This window comes from Chlorogloeopsis sp. ULAP01 (assembly GCF_030381805.1).
Lineage (GTDB): Bacteria > Cyanobacteriota > Cyanobacteriia > Cyanobacteriales > Nostocaceae > Chlorogloeopsis.
The window spans coordinates 42,028-59,894 of sequence record NZ_JAUDRH010000022.1 but is presented as its reverse complement, the minus strand read 5'-3'; the positions used below and the strand labels follow the sequence as shown (position 1 = coordinate 59,894).

At 41.6% G+C, this 17,867-nt stretch carries 15 protein-coding genes; 9 read left to right on the top strand and 6 right to left on the bottom strand.

Annotated elements, in window-relative coordinates:
- Nucleotides 1–86: 86 nt before the first annotated feature.
- On the top strand, nt 87–1,511 hold the full coding sequence (locus QUB80_RS32800; RefSeq protein WP_289793645.1) for an LCP family protein: 1,425 nt from the start codon (nt 87–89) through the stop codon (nt 1,509–1,511).
- Nucleotides 1,512–1,658: 147 nt separating this feature from the next.
- On the opposite strand, the gene QUB80_RS32795 is transcribed toward QUB80_RS32800, so the two are convergent.
- Entirely contained in the window at nt 1,659–2,564 is a 906-nt protein-coding gene (locus QUB80_RS32795) for an alpha/beta fold hydrolase (protein WP_289793644.1), read from the bottom strand.
- Between the two features lie 539 nt (nt 2,565–3,103).
- On the opposite strand from QUB80_RS32795, the gene QUB80_RS32790 reads away from it, so the two are divergent.
- The 7 genes from QUB80_RS32790 (at nt 3,104) to pntB (ending at nt 11,768) form a co-directional block, all read left to right on the top strand.
- Nucleotides 3,104–3,658 carry a thioredoxin family protein gene (locus QUB80_RS32790; protein WP_289793643.1) on the top strand — a complete coding sequence of 185 codons (555 nt, stop codon included), beginning with the start codon at nt 3,104–3,106 and terminating at the stop codon, nt 3,656–3,658.
- A gap of 70 nt (nt 3,659–3,728) precedes the next feature.
- Nucleotides 3,729–4,457 carry a UMP kinase gene (gene pyrH / locus QUB80_RS32785; protein WP_289793642.1) on the top strand — a complete coding sequence of 243 codons (729 nt, stop codon included), beginning with the start codon at nt 3,729–3,731 and terminating at the stop codon, nt 4,455–4,457.
- Nucleotides 4,444–4,992 carry a ribosome recycling factor gene (gene frr, locus QUB80_RS32780; RefSeq protein WP_289793641.1) on the top strand — a complete coding sequence of 183 codons (549 nt, stop codon included), beginning with the start codon at nt 4,444–4,446 and terminating at the stop codon, nt 4,990–4,992. The genes pyrH and frr overlap by 14 nt, the downstream gene beginning before the upstream one ends.
- A gap of 776 nt (nt 4,993–5,768) precedes the next feature.
- On the top strand, nt 5,769–6,887 hold the full coding sequence (locus tag QUB80_RS32775; RefSeq protein ID WP_289793640.1) for a geranylgeranyl reductase family protein: 1,119 nt from the start codon (nt 5,769–5,771) through the stop codon (nt 6,885–6,887).
- Nucleotides 6,888–7,077: 190 nt separating this feature from the next.
- Nucleotides 7,078–8,328, top strand: a complete 1,251-nt coding sequence (gene cbiE, locus QUB80_RS32770) for a precorrin-6y C5,15-methyltransferase (decarboxylating) subunit CbiE (RefSeq protein ID WP_289793639.1) — start codon at nt 7,078–7,080, stop codon at nt 8,326–8,328.
- A gap of 356 nt (nt 8,329–8,684) precedes the next feature.
- Nucleotides 8,685–10,310, top strand: a complete 1,626-nt coding sequence (gene pntA / locus QUB80_RS32765) for a Re/Si-specific NAD(P)(+) transhydrogenase subunit alpha (RefSeq protein WP_289793638.1) — start codon at nt 8,685–8,687, stop codon at nt 10,308–10,310.
- Nucleotides 10,311–10,319: 9 nt separating this feature from the next.
- Nucleotides 10,320–11,768: a Re/Si-specific NAD(P)(+) transhydrogenase subunit beta gene (gene pntB / locus QUB80_RS32760; protein ID WP_289793637.1), complete on the top strand. Its 1,449-nt coding sequence runs from the start codon at nt 10,320–10,322 to the stop codon at nt 11,766–11,768.
- 32 nt (nt 11,769–11,800) lie between these two features.
- Here pntB and QUB80_RS32755 read toward each other — a convergent pair whose 3' ends face one another.
- The 4 genes from QUB80_RS32755 to QUB80_RS32740 form a co-directional block, all read right to left on the bottom strand.
- Nucleotides 11,801–12,232 carry an HNH endonuclease gene (locus QUB80_RS32755; RefSeq protein WP_289793636.1) on the bottom strand — a complete coding sequence of 144 codons (432 nt, stop codon included), beginning with the start codon at nt 12,230–12,232 and terminating at the stop codon, nt 11,801–11,803.
- Nucleotides 12,232–12,618, bottom strand: a complete 387-nt coding sequence (locus tag QUB80_RS32750; RefSeq protein ID WP_289793635.1) for a hypothetical protein — start codon at nt 12,616–12,618, stop codon at nt 12,232–12,234. The genes QUB80_RS32755 and QUB80_RS32750 overlap by 1 nt, the downstream gene beginning before the upstream one ends.
- A 94-nt stretch (nt 12,619–12,712) precedes the next feature.
- Complete coding sequence (locus QUB80_RS32745; RefSeq protein WP_289793634.1) at nt 12,713–13,168, bottom strand: hypothetical protein; 456 nt, start codon at nt 13,166–13,168, stop codon at nt 12,713–12,715.
- Nucleotides 13,169–13,344: 176 nt separating this feature from the next.
- A complete protein-coding gene (locus QUB80_RS32740) occupies nt 13,345–15,132 on the bottom strand; it encodes a dynamin family protein (protein ID WP_289793684.1) in 1,788 nt (595 codons plus the stop codon).
- A gap of 277 nt (nt 15,133–15,409) precedes the next feature.
- On the opposite strand from QUB80_RS32740, the gene QUB80_RS32735 reads away from it, so the two are divergent.
- A complete protein-coding gene (locus QUB80_RS32735; RefSeq protein ID WP_289793633.1) occupies nt 15,410–16,924 on the top strand; it encodes a hypothetical protein in 1,515 nt (504 codons plus the stop codon).
- An 83-nt stretch (nt 16,925–17,007) separates the two neighbouring features.
- Here QUB80_RS32735 and QUB80_RS32730 read toward each other — a convergent pair whose 3' ends face one another.
- Nucleotides 17,008–17,847 carry a sulfurtransferase gene (locus QUB80_RS32730; RefSeq protein ID WP_289793632.1) on the bottom strand — a complete coding sequence of 280 codons (840 nt, stop codon included), beginning with the start codon at nt 17,845–17,847 and terminating at the stop codon, nt 17,008–17,010.
- Between the last annotated feature and the right edge of the window lie 20 nt (nt 17,848–17,867).

Below are 17,867 nucleotides of genomic sequence, written 5' to 3'. Positions count from 1 at the left end.
ATTATAGAGTTAGCTGTTATAGATTTAGGATCTGCTTTCTAGAAGTAGATTTACTTAAGGATTATTCAGTAAGTGTGAGGAAGCCAGTGACCATTCACAGAAGATCGGCGCAAGGAAACCCCTCTGCCAGACCCTCCAAGCCAAATAGCCGCAGCATCAGAAATCCCAAATCTGGGCGTTGGGTGTGGTTTTGGGTGGGTATGAGCGGTATTGCAATGGTGTCAGCAACCGCAGGGGCGCTGTTGGCAGTTTCTTTAACTAGTACACCTTTAATGCAAGCTAATCTCAGTGCCGAAGAGGCAGCGATTTTTGATAGCGATCGCATTTCTGGAGGCGGACTGCGATTTTCAGAGTTAACTCGTCCCGTCAATATTTTAGTGATGGGGATGAGTGTCTTGCCATCAGATGTGCAAAACGCTCCAGAAGAAACTAAAAATCTTGGATACCTACCCCAGGTAAACTCCTTTGATGGGCTTGCTGATGTGATGCTTTTAATTCGGTTTGATCCTGAGAAGAAAAAATTAGCCATGCTTTCTATCCCCAGAGATACACGTGTAGAAATAGAAGGGCAGGGCATGAAAAAAATTAATTCTACCAATATTCAGGGTGGCCCTGCTTTAACCGCTAAAACAGTCAGCAACCTCTTAGACGGGGTAGGAATAGACCGTTATATCCGAATTAATGTTTTAGGCGTTGCCAAGCTGATTGATGCTTTGGGAGGTGTGACAGTTTACGTTCCCAGAGATATGAAATACCAAGATGATTCTCAGCATTTATACATAAATTTAAAGAAAGGCGAGCAACATTTAAACGGCGAGCAAGCATTGCAACTTTTACGTTTTCGCCATGATGAAAATGGTGATATTGGAAGGATTCAACGGCAACAAATGGTAATTCGAGCGTTGATAGATCAGTCTCTCAACCCCACGACTTTAACTCAATTGCCTAAAGTACTTAACGTAGTCAAAGAACATATAGATACTAACTTGACCGTTGAAGAATTATTAGCACTGGTGGGATTTGGAGCTAGAACAAATCGCTCCAATATGCAGATGTTGATGTTACCCGGTAGATTTAGCGGCAAGGATGAATTTGAAGCCAGCTACTGGATACCATATAAAAGACGCATCCATGCAATGATGGCTCAACATTTTGATCTTGAGACGGAAACAGATTCTCTTGCCCAAGTTGTTGATCCAGCCTCATTGCGAGTAGCAATTCAAGACAGCACCGGCAGTGATGAGACCAACCTCCGACCATTAGTTAGGTCTTTGATCAAAGCAGGTTATCGTAACGTTTATATAGCTAAAAGTTCCGGCGTACCTTTAAATGTAACTCACATTGTTGCCCAACAAGGAGATGGCAACAGTGCTGATTTAATTCGCAATACTCTAGGATTTGGAGAAGTACGAGTAGAAAGCACTGGCAATCTTGGCTCTGATATTAGTATCCAAGTTGGCAAGGATTGGTTAGAACAAAGAGGATTACTTGAGGAGCAAATTCAACCTTAAGAGGGCAGGAGGCAGTCCCGATGAAACCAGTTTCACAAGCCTTGCATGAAAGTGTTTTTCTCCCTCAGCTTCCCCAGCCTCAAGAGCTCCCCCTGCTCTTTCAAGTTAGGAGGCAGAAGGAATATTATAATTTCTCCTACTTTCTCATTATCCACACCTAGTACGTTCCCATATCCAGTCTTGTAATATTAAATTTACTAATTCAGGAGCTTCATCTTGAGGACAATGTCCTACACCTTCCAAAGGTATGAACTTTTGTACTTGGGGAAAATTGGCTAATTCTCTGCCTAGCTCTATTGGCTCCCAAGGATCGGCTGTTCCCCACAAGATAATTGCCGGACACGGCAGTTGAGGCAAAAGGTCTTCTGGCAAGGGGCCTTGAGAATAGGAGGTAAAGGCGAGAAATACAGCTGCTGCTCCTGGATCGCTAGCTGGTGCTGTCAGGATGTCTACCAACTCTTCTGTCACAGCTGTTGAGTTTGCATAGGCTTTGAGAAGAATCTTTCGTACTGTTTTCGGTTTGGCAACTTGATCAAAGAAAAACTCACCTATGGGTTTAAAAGATAAAATGCGTTGCAATAGGGGTGCTCCCAAGCGACGATGCCAAGGTAATGTGTGGCGTTTGCGATCGTGTAATAAGCGCAGAGAACAGTTGAGCAATGCCACTCCCAAGGCAATCTCAGGATTACTCACTGCTGCCTGCATAGCAACAATACAGCCAATAGAGTTAGCGACTAAAAAAGCTGGTTCACCCACCACTTCACGGCAAAAATCTGCTACCTGTTGTCCCCAAGTTTCAATTGTATAGGCAATATTTTCACCGGGTTTGGGTTTAGCCGAAGCACCAAAGCCAATCAAATCAATCGCATAAACGCGGAAATTTTCTGCCAGCACCGGAATATTGTTACGCCAATGCCACCATGAAGCTCCAAAGCCATGCACTAAAACAATAGCTGGGCCAGTGTTTCCTTGGGATTGATAGCAGATAGAGAAACCTTGCCAATTCCAGGTTTTTGTTGAGGTTAACGCTGTGGTAGAAATGGAAGTAGTCATGGGTGTTTATATCCAGACAGTTTTAGATGTGGAGCAAAGGCATAGAGTCATTACAGACATAGTGTACAAGTTGGTTAGCAGTGTTTAGTTTATAAGTGCTTTGCATCTGTTGAAGTTATATAAGCATACTTTGTTAAGCTTTTAATAACAAAGAAGTCAAGAACTAGAAGCTAGAAAGCACAATAGTTCTGTTAAAAGAATTTTGAACTCTCAAGTTTTGTTGAAATCCTCTTTTAAATCTCAGTGATTTGAGCGTCCCCGATGACAAGGAACTTAGGTTTATATTCATAAAGATTGCTGATTTGTTTTTAAATGCAGTCTCTGTATAATTACAGTGGCATTTGTGATGATTTGATTCTGTGGTGGATTTGGCAAAAGTTTTATATTCAGTAGTTTTACAATTTACAGCAGCGATATTGATTTCTAAAATTGTTGGATATCAAGCATCCACAAAAGGGGTGGTTTGAAATGGGGAAATGACGCTAGCAAATTTGGGCGTATGTTTTCTTGTTCATACATAGTTCCTGGGAGTTAGAACAATGAATGTACTAGAAACAATAGATACTCCGGTGGGAAGTTACGCACCAGATTTTGAATTGCCAGGAATTGACAAACAAGTACATCATCTTCGCCGTTATTTAGAATCGTTCCGGGCAGTTGGCGTCATTTTGATGTCTAATCATTGTCCTTATGTAAAGTTATATGTAGAAAGGCTGAAGAGCATTCAAACTGAGTTTTCCAAACAAGGTTTTACGCTGATTGGTGTGAATGGCAATGATGCCAGTCAGTTACCCGTGGAAAGCTTTGAAAATATGCAAACTTTTGCAGCAGCTCGTCAGTTAAACTTCCCCTACCTTTGGGATTCAACTCAAGATGTAACTCGCAGCTTTGGAGCCAGCAAAACACCAATGGCTTTCTTGATAGATAAAGAGGGTATTTTACGCTACAAAGGGTTAATTGACGATTATCCCCAAGACCCGTTAGCTGTGAAAAAACATTTTTTAAAGGCAGCGATCGCTTCTGTTGTCCAAGGCAAAGAAATTTTTCCAAAAGAAACTGAACCCGTAGGTAGTGCTTTAGTGTGGCGTGACTAGAGACAGATAGTCACTGTGCTGTTATCTTAAATTGGAGGTAATTGCATATTTTTTGATAAAGCGTAACTTCATGGGAACACATTACCGGCGGGTTTTACTTAAACTAAGCGGTGAAGCCTTAATGGGCAACATGGGCTATGGAATTGATCCAGAAGTGGTGAAAGAAATAGCACAAGAAGTAGCAGAAGTAGTAGCTACTGGTGTTCAGATGGCCATCGTCGTTGGCGGGGGTAATATATTTCGTGGCGTCAAAGCCGCGTCGGCGGGGATGGATAGAGCAACCGCTGACTACATTGGAATGATTGCCACGGTAATGAATGCCATGACGCTGCAAGATTCGCTCGAACGAATCGGAGTACAAACGCGAGTCCAAACCGCGATCGCCATGCAGGAATTAGCTGAACCTTATATTCGCCGTCGTGCCATCCGTCATCTAGAAAAGGGACGGGTGGTAATTTTTGGTGCGGGTTCTGGCAATCCTTTTTTCACTACTGATACGACTGCGGCTTTAAGAGCTGCGGAAATTGAAGCTGAGGTGATTTTCAAAGCCACAAAAGTAGACGGAATCTACGATGCCGATCCACATATTTACCCTGATGCCAAACGCTACAATACTCTGACATATGGTCATGTTTTGGCGAAAGATCTGCGGGTAATGGACAGTACCGCGATAGCCTTATGTAAGGAGAATAATATCCCTATTCTCGTCTTTGACTTAACTGTGCGGGGTAATATCCGCCGAGCAGTCATGGGAGAATCGATCGGCACCCTTGTGGGAGGTTCTTGTGAAATTAGCTGAAGCTGAGAGTACGATGCAAAAGACTGTTGAGGCGACTCAACGAGCTTTTAACACAATTCGCACTGGTCGCGCTAACGCGAGTTTACTAGATAAGGTAACGGTAGAGTATTACGGTTCGCCTACACCCTTAAAGTCTCTGGCAAATATTAGCACGCCGGATGCTACGACAATTTTGATTCAGCCCTATGATCGCAGTACCTTGAATATGGTCGAAAAGGCGATTTCGATGTCGGATGTGGGGTTAACGCCCAATAATGATGGTTCTGTGATCCGGCTGAATATTCCGCCTTTGACGAGCGATCGCCGCAAAGAATTAGTCAAAATTGCTGCGAAGTACGCTGAAGAAGGACGCGTCGCAATTCGTAACATCCGCCGTGATGCTCTAGACACTATCCGCAAAATGGAAAAAAATTCGGAAATAACAGAAGATGAAGCACGTGATCAGCAAGATAAATTACAAAAACTAACGGACAAATACACTGGCAAAATCAACGAACTGCTAGCAGAAAAAGAAAAAGACATCACAACTGTCTAAAAATTTAGGATTAGAGGAGACAGTGCTGTTGTAAGTTCAGACTTTTGGTAAAGTAGCCGCAGTGCGATCGCGCTGTGAAAACTTGTTATATACCTGCATACACCAAGCATGACTTCCAGTTGTGAAAATTAATAGCTGCTTAAATCCGCTTGTATAAGAGTGAATAGTTGAGAGTTCAATTCGTTACTCTCAACTGCTCATTCTTAGTACATTAATTTCTTATAGTGTTTTTCAATGCAGAGGAACCCAGAGAAAACACATTAGGCGCTGAGTCGCAAAGCGACACGCTACGCGAACGCCTTCCCGCAGGGTAGGAGCGCAGAGTAAAATCTCAGAGATCAGGTATGCTTTTCGGCAATCTAAACTACAAAAGCTACAAAAATTTTTGTGAAATGTGAAAATATTTACTAAAACTTTGCAGAAAATTTGTAACCAGTAGAAGTAATGAATTGTAACTTAGTAGAGGTCATGCCAGGCTAATAGCTGTTTTTATATGTATTCAGAATAATACATATAAACTACGAAAACATATGAAAAAACTAAGAATAAATTAGAGAACAATAACAAAATCAAAAACAATAAACTATTAAAAATTTAGTTTTGAATGCCAAAATTTAGGCAATGAACATTCTTGGTTATAAGTAAATACTTGAGACTAGTCAAACACAAAGCTGTGGAATTTTGCACAGTAGGCACCAAAATCAAGTTAAATTGGTGAGACTGTCTAGCCGTAGAGTATAAAAATTCAACAATCATCAGGAGCAAAATTTAACCATATGTACGACTGCATTATCGTCGGCGCGGGGCCAGCTGGTGGAACATCTGCATATCACTTAGCAAAGCGAGGACGCTCTGTATTAATTCTGGAAAAGGAGTCTCTGCCCAGATATAAACCTTGTGGCGGTGGAGTGTCGCCAAGCATAGCTGAGTGGTTTGACTTTGACTTCAGCCCAGCAATTTCGATTAAAGCAAACACAATTCGCTGCACGTGGAAAATGGGCGATCCGGTGGAAGCTGAACTCAAAACCCCCGAACCAGTGTGGATGGTACGACGGGATGTTTTCGATTACTTCTTAATTCAGCAAGCCCAGAAACAAGGTGCAGAACTAAAAGATAATGTAGAAGTTACGGGCATTGAATTTCAAAGCGATCGCTGGCAAGTAAATACTGCTAACGGTTCATTTACAGGCAGATATTTGATTGCTGCTGATGGTGCAAAAGGCCCTATGGCAAAATGGCTGGGCTTCAAAGAACGCAAACGCCGTTTAGCTGGAGCTTTAGAAGCTGAAGCACCAGCTCAGGTAGAAAACGGCCATATCGCCCACTTTGAATTTGGCATGGTGAAAAATGGCTACCTGTGGAACTTCCCGAAGGCAGATGGATATTCCATTGGTGTTGGTACTTTTATCGGTGGTGAACCACAAGATTTTAAGAAAATTTTGGATGAATATGGCAACTCGTTTGGGTTGGATGTGAAAACCTGCAAACAGTACGGACATGCCCTCTGCCTTTGGAATGGCGAGCAAAAATTGCACACTGACAATGCTATTTTGGCAGGAGAAGCAGCTTGTGTTGTCGATCCATTTACCGCAGAAGGTATTCGTCCTTCTATTTTTACTGGTTTAAAAGCAGCAGAGGCGATTGACAAAGCTGTGGGTGGCGATATCAATGCCCTAGAAAAATACTCTGATGTTATCAATGAGGAATGGGGTACTGATATGGCTTGGGCGCAAAAATTAGCCGGGCTATTTTATCGTTTTCCTGGAGTTGGCTACAAAGTTGGTGTCAAGCGCCCGTCTGCACCCCAAATGATGGGTAAAATCCTGTGTGGACAGTTGCGCTACGGAGATGTTGCCGGTCGTGCCATCAAGCGCTTAACTCCTTTTGGTGGTTAGTAATTTGTCATTTGTCATTAGCTGCCGACACCCTAGAAGGGTGCGGCTACACGTACTCAGTCCGCTTGCGCGGACTAGGTTACTTAGTACTGATGTCCTAAAAAATAGGCATACTTTGTACGTATAGCTACGGTAAAAAATGTGATTATTAACTAATGACCATTGACTGATGACAATTGACTATTAATTAATGACTAAAATTCATGTTGTGGGAATTGGCTTAGATGGAGCAGCTGGGTTAACCCAAAAGGTCAGACAATTAGTTGAAAAAGCTACATTGCTTGTGGGTAGTGATCGCCACTTGAGTTATTTTCCCAACCACCTAGCCCAACGTCTAGTCCTCAAAGATTTTACTGAGGCAATTCAGGAAATCCGTCATTTGTTGGCAATAGGCACTGAGGGTATTGTCGTTCTGGTTTCTGGAGATCCGTTGTTTTTTGGGTTAGGGCGGTTGCTGTTGTCGGAACTTCCCCCAAAAACACTGACATTTCATCCTCATCTAAGTTCAGTACAGCTTGCTTTTAATCGCATTCAAGTTCCTTGGCAAGACGCCCGTGTGATTAGCGCCCACGGGCGTTCTGTTGATGAATTAGTGCAAGCGTTGCAACAAGGAGTAGAAAAAATTGCCGTACTCACAGATGGTAAGAATACTCCCGGTGCGATCGCCTGCTTGGTAGAATCTTTAAATTTGCCCAGTCAATATCAATTTTGGGTTTGTGAAAATTTAGGTGGAAATAACGAGCGGATTATAGAGACGGGTAATTTTGCATCTGTACAAAATCAGGATTTTGCCCCTCTAAATGTAGTTGTATTACTACGTCAAGAGCATTCTCAAAAGTTAGATTTGGAAAAATTACCCTACTTTGGCATCCCAGATGATTACTTTCTATGTTTTAGCGATCGCCCTGGTTTAATGACAAAGCGGGAAGTCCGAACTTTAGTTTTAGCAGAACTAGCGCTGCGTCCTGGACAAATTATCTGGGATATTGGCGCGGGAACTGGTTCTGTCTCAATTGAAATTGCCCGTTTATTCCCCACTTCAAAAGTCTATGCCATTGAAAAAACTACTGCGGGCAGTTCATTAATTGCACGTAATTGCGAACGTTTCCAAGTTCAAAACGTTATATCTATTCACGGCAGCGCACCAGAAGTATTAGAGAGCTTGGAAGGTAAATGCGATCGCATTTTTATTGGTGGTAGCGGCGGTAATTTAACTGCAATTGTTGATACTTGTGCTGTGAGGTTAAATCCTCAAGGAGTCATAGTTCTAGCTTTAGCAACATTAGAACATCTCAACACTGCCTTATTATGGTTCAAAGCTCACTCTTGGGAGTATCAGTTATTGCAAGTACAGTTATCTCGCTCTGTACCAATAGGACAGCTAACACGTTTTGCACCACTAAATCCAGTAACAATTGTTAATGCAAAGTATCCAAGTTAGTTGGCTATATTTATCGTGTAGATGTTACAAGAAGTAAAAAAATTATTACTTGTTGTGAATTTTTTTGTTTTTAATTTGAAAATATATAAATTTCATAAATTTCATAATTACAGGAAAATTATTGATCCCTGTCTTTTTTGCCTGTTTCTTGTCTAGAAATGGATGTACTAAGAATAGAAAATAGGTATAAATTCTATATTTATTTTGATAGAAATCTACTAATTACTTGTGAAGAATTAAGACAGTTCTAGATATCAAATATTACTCTTGTAATAGTATGTTCAAAACTACACTCTAAACAAGTTATTGTCTCTCTTTGCTTGGGGAATTTCAGCTTAATAGAGAGGAGACAGATTATGAAAGTTGGTATCCCAAAGGAAGTTTACCCTGGTGAATGTCGCGTGGCAGCCACACCAGAGACAGCCAAGCATCTGACGAAGCTTGGCTTTGATGTGCTGGTCGAAAAAAGTGCGGGCGAAAGCGCAAACTTTACAAACGAGGCTTATACACAGGCTAATTGCAAAATTGTCCCGGATGCTCCTACCCTATGGGCAGAGGCAGATATTGTACTGAAGGTTCGTCCACCGCAGTTACACCCAGAGTTAGGAAAGGATGAAACTGAACTGCTCAGGGAGGGAGGAACGCTGATTGGCTTTATGTGGCCAGCTCAAAACTCGGATTTACTTGAAAAATTGGCAGTACGTAAGGCTACAGTTTTATCAATGGATGCGGTGCCACGCATTACCAGGGCGCAAAAAATGGATGCCCTAAGTTCAATGGCAAATCTAGCTGGCTATCGAGCTGTAATAGAGGCTGCTAACCATTTTGGCCGCTTCTTTAATGGACAAATTACAGCAGCAGGAAAAGTGCCACCTGCGAAGGTGCTGATTATTGGTGCTGGTGTAGCTGGATTGGCAGCGATCGGAACTGCAAGAAGTTTAGGTGCAATTGTTCGTGCTTTTGATACACGTCTAGTAGTTAAGGAGCAGGTAGAGAGTCTAGGCGCAGAGTTTTTAGAACTTAACTTTGCAGAAGACGGTTCGGGTGAAGGTGGCTACGCCAAGGTAATGAGTGACGAATTTATCAAAGCTGAAATGGAGCTGTTCGCCGCTCAAGCCAAAGAAGTTGACATTATTATCACGACGGCACTAATCCCTGGAAAAAGAGCACCTGTACTAGTTACGCAGGAAATGGTTGAGAGTATGAAGGAGGGATCGGTAATTGTCGATCTCGCGGCAGAGCAAGGTGGTAATTGTGCCTGTACACATCCTGATGAAGTTTACCGTTACAAGGGTGTGACAATTGTAGGGCTTACCGATCTGCCCAGTCGTATGGCTCAACAGGCAAGCCAGCTTTATAGTACTAATCTTTGCCATTTCCTCGAAGAAATGGGTGGAGCTAACAACTACAGAGTCGATCTTGAAAATGAGGTGATTCGGGGTGCCTTAGTAACTCACGCTGGGGAAATTACTTGGCCAGCACCAAAGCCTGTACAAAAAGATACGGAGATAAAGGGACAAGGAGACACGGGGACAAGGAGACACGGGGACAAGGAGAAAGAGTCTGCTGTTGTTGCTGCGCCCTCAACTCCATCTGTTTTATCCTCTCCAGTTCCGAGCTCTTCAGTTTCCAGTTCCTCGAAGAGTAGCACTGACTTATGGCTGCTTCTAGTTGGCTTGGCTCTCCTTGGTATTGGTATCAGCGCGCCTCCTTCATTTCTGTCTCACTTTACTGTATTTGTCCTTGCCTGCTTTGTTGGCTGGCAAGTAATCTGGAACGTTAAGCCTGCTCTGCATACGCCGCTCATGAGTGTCACCAATGCTATTAGCGGCATCATCATTATTGGTGGAATGCTCCAAATTTCTGGTGCATCAAGCTCATCGACTACCATCCTTGGTGCGATCGCTATCCTGGTTGGGACAATCAACATTTCCGGTGGTTTTTTAGTCACCCAACGCATGCTCAAGATGTTCCAAAAGTAAAAGAAAATTATGTTAAATAACCTACTGACGGTTGCATATATTGGGGCAAGTGCCTTATTCATTCTCAGTCTGGGAGGATTGTCCGATCAGGAAACAGCTCGCAAAGGCAATGTTTACGGCATCATTGGTATGCTGATCGCCTTCGTGGCAACTGCGCTCTCGCTCAAGGTGGATGCATACGGTACCTTAGCCGCAGTTGTTATCCCAGGAGCCATTATTGGTACCATCATCGCTTCGCGTGTAGCGATGACTTCGATGCCGGAACTGGTAGCTATTTTACATAGCTTTGTTGGTGCTGCCGCAGTTTTGGTAGGTATTGCCAATTATCTGCAAGAGTCACAATCGCTGACTGGAGTTGAGTCTACAATCCACCAAATTGAAATTTTTGTGGGTGTGTTTATTGGTGCTGTTACTTTTACAGGCTCGATAGTTGCCTTTGGAAAACTGCGCGGCATCATCAGCAGCAAACCTCTACTTTTGCCAGCACGTCACTTTCTCAATCTGGGCATGATTGGAGCTTCACTATGGCTTGGTGCTCAGTTCTTGGGAACTGGAAATTTCAGTGGGCTGGAACCCTTGTTGTTGATGTGTGCGATCGCCTCAGTTTTGGGCGTTCACCTAGTAATGGCGATTGGCGGTGCTGATATGCCAGTTGTGATTTCAATGCTCAACAGCTACTCTGGATGGGCAGCAGCCGCCGCAGGCTTTATGTTATCGAACGATTTGCTCATCATTACAGGTGCCTTGGTGGGTAGTAGTGGTGCGATCCTTAGCTACATCATGTGTAAAGCCATGAACCGTTCGTTTATCAGCGTGATTCTCGGAGGCTTTGGTGCAGAGGCAAGTACACCAGCCTTGGAGAGCGATCACCCTGTAGGTGAAATTGCCAAAACCACCACAGAGGAAACCATTGAACTCTTACGTGGTGCGAAGAGTGCGATTATCGTTCCTGGCTACGGTATGGCAGTTGCTCAAGCCCAGCACGCTGTCTCAGAACTTACCAAGCAGCTGCGCGATCGCGGTGTTCAAGTTCGCTTTGGCATTCATCCGGTAGCCGGGCGTATGCCGGGACACATGAATGTGCTGCTAGCTGAGGCTAAGGTGCCTTACGACATCGTATTAGAGATGGATGAGATTAACGAGGACTTTCCAAAAACGGATGTTGTATTGGTAATTGGTGCTAACGATACTGTTAACCCCAGTGCTTTAGAAAATCCCAATAGTCCGATTGCTGGGATGCCTGTGCTGGAAGTTTGGAAGGCTGGTACTGTTGTGGTAATGAAGCGCAGTATGGCTAGTGGCTACGCAGGAGTTGAAAATCCCCTGTTTTATAAAGAAAATACGCGGATGCTGTTTGGTGATGCGAGGAAAAATTTGGATGCGATCATTGGGAAATTTGCACAGAGTGAGGACAGTGTAGATGTGGCTCAACCAGGAAAGGTGGTATGGTCAACATAGATCTGGATGATTAACAGCAATAAAGACTAAATCTATTCCTCCTGTGGTGGGTGCCAGCCAGCAGAAACCCAAGCTTGTCTGACAGTTACAGCGTAAGCATTATTGAGTTGAAGTGCAACAACAGTTGCTCGACCACAAGCAGTAATACCTACGATGTATGCTCCATCTTCACTCCAGCTAAAATGTCGTGACCATTTCTGCTGACGGGGATTAAAAAGCTTAATCTTACGATTTGTAACTGGGTCTTGTCCATGGGTTTGAATACCTTTGAAAGCGTTGCATAGCCTACAGGCAAGCCAAAGGTTTTCTTCATCGTCAGTCCCACCCACCGCTTTTGGGATAATATGATCAATCTCCAAAATCCCCAAAACGTACTTCTGAAGACTGCAACAATAGCCACATTGATTTTTAGCTTGTGTTCTAATCCGTGTCCGAACTTCCTCTGAAATTTGACTGGAACTCACTAACTCAGCGGCTCCATCAATCCACGTTTTACTGCTTCGCTGAATGCAGTAGCTTTTCGTAATAATCCCTCTTGATAAATCTGCATCAAGTCTTGTAATTCTTGGCGCTCTTCCTCAGTAATAATACCTGACTGTTGCCTGTCTAACAAATCGCTCAAGCGCTTATCTTGCTCTGGCTCCATTTGCAGTTCTGTTAGAGCCATGACTTGCTTATCAGATAATTCTGATATGGGTTCAAGGGTATCAACCTGTGAGCTAATTGGCGGTAGAGAAAGTTTGATAGTATCAGCTATAACACTGGCTACATCACGATTAGCTAGCCGTGCGAAGCGTTCTGCTCGGAGGTAAAACTCATCTGGCAAAGTAATGGTAACTTGGGTACTCATGGCTAAATCTTTGTGGCGCTTCTCTACTATTTTGCCCTATGTTCGTAATTGTGTTTTGCTTACTTGGCTTGTGGTTAAGCGTCGGTAAGAACATTTAAACATTGATCAGTGATTCAATTTTATTCTGCACTATTTCAAGTTCTTGACGTTTTTGGGAAATCCAAGCTTTGTCAGCTTCAAGTTTTTCGGGAGTTTCTTGCTGGGCTTTTTCTTGCTGTTCTAGGAGATTTTCGTAAAGTGAAATGGCTTCGGCAATAACTCGACTTGCCGATTCTACTTTACTTTCAAAAACTGTATCAATAATTTCGCTTAACTTGTCAGCACCTTGACTAATAGATTCATCTAATTTTTGGAATCCTAATTCCAAAACTTTCATCTTAATTTGGTTATGTATTCCATCAACATCTAACACTCCTAAACCAAATGAACCTGCAATTGTAGCTACAACAGTGGTGACAATTAGGGCAATGAATCCAATTCCTGTAAATGCGAACAATGCAGCTGCTAAAACCCCTCCTATACCAACGCCACCAATTCCTCCAAACCCCATAAACCCATCATTAATACCACTAATTGAGAGTTTAACTTGTTCGCTGAAATTTGTATTTACTTGTAGTCTAATTTTTTAAAATCTGTATGAATGGCATCTAATTGATACTTAATTTTCGCGTCTAAAATTTTAAGCGATTCTCTCAAAATTACGTCTTTTAGTTTTTTGTTTCCCCATTAATCTACTTCTCCCGATAAGTCTCGAATAAATTGATTTGTGTAATCTTGTATCAGTTGTTTTTGGCTGAAAATATGACTATGTTCATAAGACCATGATTTACTTTTACTAACCATGCGATCGCGTAAACCTTCATACCATTTTTTCCAAGATTCAACTGCTAGTACTAATACTTTTTCTTTTAATTTTTTCCCAGTTATACGTATTTTTAAATCACGACCACTCGCTTCTCCAATTTGTTCTAAAATTGTTTGCTTATCAGATGCAGAAAATTGAATTTTATACTCCAAGCTCTTTTCTATTTGATTCAAAGTATTGTCACATTTTTTAATTAATGTATTGAGTATTAAATTTAATCGTTTCAGCTTTAATTCACCACGTTCAAATCTTAGAAATTTTTCTATGGATGAGATAAGATATTTAAATTTTTCTAAGTATTCGTCTTTCACGCCGTTCAATATGGCATCAAGCGCAGCTTGAGCAGAAATAAAATGAATGCGGTTTTCACCCAATATTATTGGACTGTCACCTTGGACAAAATTTATAATTCGCTGTTTAACCTGCTCTTTGCCTTTTTCAGTACGAATTAAATCCATAAAATTGCATATAACAAATAAGTTATTAGCGGGTTCCTCATCTTTACCACAATTCAGATGAACTTTTATTTCTTGCAATAAATCTCGCTCTCCCTGTGTCAAGGGACGGGAAGCGTTAGTAAGAAAAATTGCAGCATCAGTATCCTTAAGCAATTTTTGAGTAATTGCAGTACGTTCAGGATGCTCATTTAATCCAGGAGAATCTATAATTTCTACTCCACTCCTGCATAATTCCAAATCAGGATGTTCAAAAATAATTTCTTCAATTTCAGATTGTGCTAGTTCATCACTCAGACAATTGATAGCTGCATCTTCAGAAATGCTTGCTTTTTGTTGGTACTCTTCAAATGGAATTTCTTCTCCTCTACCATCCTTATAACGACAGATTACCCGTTTTTGCTTTCCATATTTCAAAACTGTTATCGTACCACTGCAAGGAATCTCTCGCGCTGGTTGGATTTCTTCACCGAGTAAAGCATTAAGTAAAGTTGATTTTCCTTGACTAAATTCACCAACAATTGCTAAACGAAATTGCTGTGATTGATTTTTATTCCATATTTCTTGTAATTCATCTATAAAAGCATGGGATAAAAAATTATGTTTTTGACAATCTTGAAGTATTTGAGTAATGAGTTGATAATAATTATTTAATCGTTGGCGATATTCTTGAAACTTTTTTAACTCGTCATAAGATACAACTATACGTTGTTGAGTAGCTTGAGTTTCAGGTAAAGGTGGTAGGATTGTTAAAATATCCCGCGCTGCTTTGACAAATACGGTGTCCAGTTCCTGAAAGTGTACAGGATATAGTAAAAAATGTACTTCTTCTAAAGCAGTTAATTCCACATTTTTTTGACCTGTGAATGCAGCCTCTAAAATTCCTAAATGTTGGGGATTGATACCTAACTTATTACCTAATATCTCCAAATACTTTTTCTCGCACGAGTCTATTTCACCGTCAGCAGCAGACATTTCATAACCAAAAGCAACCAATAAAAACCGTTGGGATTCTGTAAGTAGAGTTGTAAGTGTTAACAAGTCATCATTTTTTCTATAAAGCTGATTTTCCTTAACTCCTTTAATCAACAAATGAGTTAATTTACGCACATTACTGTCTGGCATACTGAAGCGATACAGGGTTACAAGCAGCTTTTGTTTCTCTGACTCTGCTACTGTATCATCAACATACATTACACCCAGTAACACCGTTACCAAACTAGCCAGAAATATCACTGTTGGTTTCAAATCTCTTTGACTGAGGTTTTTTCCAGTAATACGCGACAATAAATCAACCGCTTCTTTGCCAATCAGTGATGTATCCATAAAAACTATCAAATCTATATTTACTCAGACTTAGTATGCCCACTCTTTAGTCAAAATTTATGTAATACATCCTGTGTAAATACGGTTATTGTCATATCAAAATTACAGCTATGGTTGAATAAATTACTTATTTATAAATAAAAATATGCTGTTTGAATTTACGCCCTTAATTCAAGCTGGTATTGCAGTTGGAAAATACGCAGTAGTTGTTAGTAAGGGAGTCCCTATTGGTTCGGTTAGGGATACTGCAACTGGTCGTATTGTTGCTCATGCCGTAAAGGCAACAGTTAATAATAATCCGTTATCACCGCTTATCTCTCCACTGCAGTTCGTGATGCAAGGAGCGGGTATGGTACAAAACCACATGGGTTTCCAAAAAACTTATGATCAAATTAGTGAAGTAAAATCAGGCGTAGAATCACTACAGCAAGGTGTAGATGCTGTAAAGTCGGGCGTACAAATACTACAGCAAGGTTTAGGTTTTGTCCAAGCAGCTTCGGGAGTTGGAATTGCCATGCAAGGAGTAGGTATGGTACAAAACCACATGGGTTTCCAAGAAACCTATCGACAAATTCGTATCGTACAAGCTGGGTTACAATCGCTACAAACAAGCGTAGGAGTATTACAAGCAACTACTGCATTGATTGGTGTTGGGACTGTAGCTGGGGTGGCGTTGGGTGCAGTCAATTTACACCAAACGCTCAAACTTCGTAAAGAGGTTGAGCAAATGCGCTTGGAGGTCAAAAACGGCTTTATTGACTTAAAACAGGCACTCAAAGACCAAGGAACAGAAATTCGGCAGATAATTGAGCAAGTCGCCCAAGATATTAAATTTGAGCAACATCGCATAGTATTAATACGGGCTTATGGACTATTTATCCAAGCACTAAACCGCTTTCATTCAGCGATGCAATTGCAAGATCCTATTCGCAGAAATGCAGAAATAGATGGTTCACGGGAGATGTTATTTACAGTCTTAGCGGATTACACTAATCCCCATCTGTTAGAAGAAACCTCTGCTCCTGGGCAACTACGCAGACTAGAATGTGCTTGGGCAATAGAACAAGCCATTGTTGCTACATATCAAGCCCAGAATGAAATGTCAGCGGTTAGTGATAGACTTTGCCATCTTCAAAATACCATCAGCGACAACGCTTACATGATAATTAACTCGTGTGATTCACACGATGAACTTGATTTTTTGTTTCCAGAAATGAGCCGTATTCGTAATCATGATTTAGCAGTTGTAGAGACATGGCAAAATCAAGTTGATTGGATGCGATCGCTCTCTCCTTCAGAACTTAAACTTTTAAATAGTGTTGATTTCAATACTCCAGAAGATAACGAAATTCCAGATACCAACCAAGCCACAAGTGTTTCAGCAGCACCACCCGAACAACTTGTATATGAAAATTTAAGCGAAAAATCACATTTCTTTTCGCTGCGTGACCAGCTAATATTTATGTTCAAACCAGCATTACGTAAAGAGTACGAAGCTTATGTAAGTCAACAAGCTGGTAATGTCGGTTACAGAACATTAGTTCCAAAGAATTTGCAGCAAGCTTCGGACTTAACAGTTGCAAACCTCTATTACTACTTCAAAATTCGGGATGAATCGGAAATCAATCAAGCAGAAGTAATGGAAGCATTAGAAATATAAGTGCTATCAATTTTTCATAAAACGGGGATTCTCCAACTTCTCTAGCAAGACATTTCGCAATATCGCCAAGGAAAAGACTGGCACTATTTCTCAACTGGCATATCAAATAGATTCCCCCACTCATTCCAAGAACCATCATAATTGCGTACATTCTCGTAGCCTAGCAAATACTTTAAAACAAACCAAGTATGTGCAGAACGCGCCCCCACTGCACAGTAAGTTAGCACTTGCTTGTCAGAAGTGATACCTTTGTTACTGTACAGGGCATACAGTTCTGCGGCTGATTTAAAGGTATTATCTTCGTTCAAAGCTGATTCATAAAAAATGTGGACTGCGCCCGGAATATGTCCTGCTCGCTGATTTCCTTGCGGTGGTTGCATGGCAAATAATTCACCAGAGTACTCTTGGGGTGTACGCACATCTACTAGAATACTATCTGACTTACCTATTGCTGCTTGTACTTCATCTCGCAGGACACGTATACTTGAATTGAAATTTTGAATTGTATATTTAGTTGCTGCGATCGCAGGAATTTCAGTTGTCAGAGAGCCTCCTTGAGCAATCCATTTGGTGCGATCGCCATTCATGATCCGCACATCTTCATGTCCGAGTACTTTTAGAAACCAAAATGCCCAAGGAGCACCAGCATTATGATTGCTATAAATAATCACAGTTGTGTCATTGGTTATACCTGATCGCGCGAGCAGTTCTTCTAACGCTCCTTGATCAAAATTGACACGGAAATCAGGTTGCAAGATTGTCGTCAAACCGTTCCAGAACACAGCGCCGGGAATATGTCCCGATTCGTAAGCTGTAGTATCAATATCTACTTCTAGAAGACGCACTGTAGGATCGTTCAAATATTTGGCAACCCATTGCATATCTGCGAGAACTTCCGGATGAGCATAGCTTGTCAATGACATCAGAATTTACTCCTTGCTCT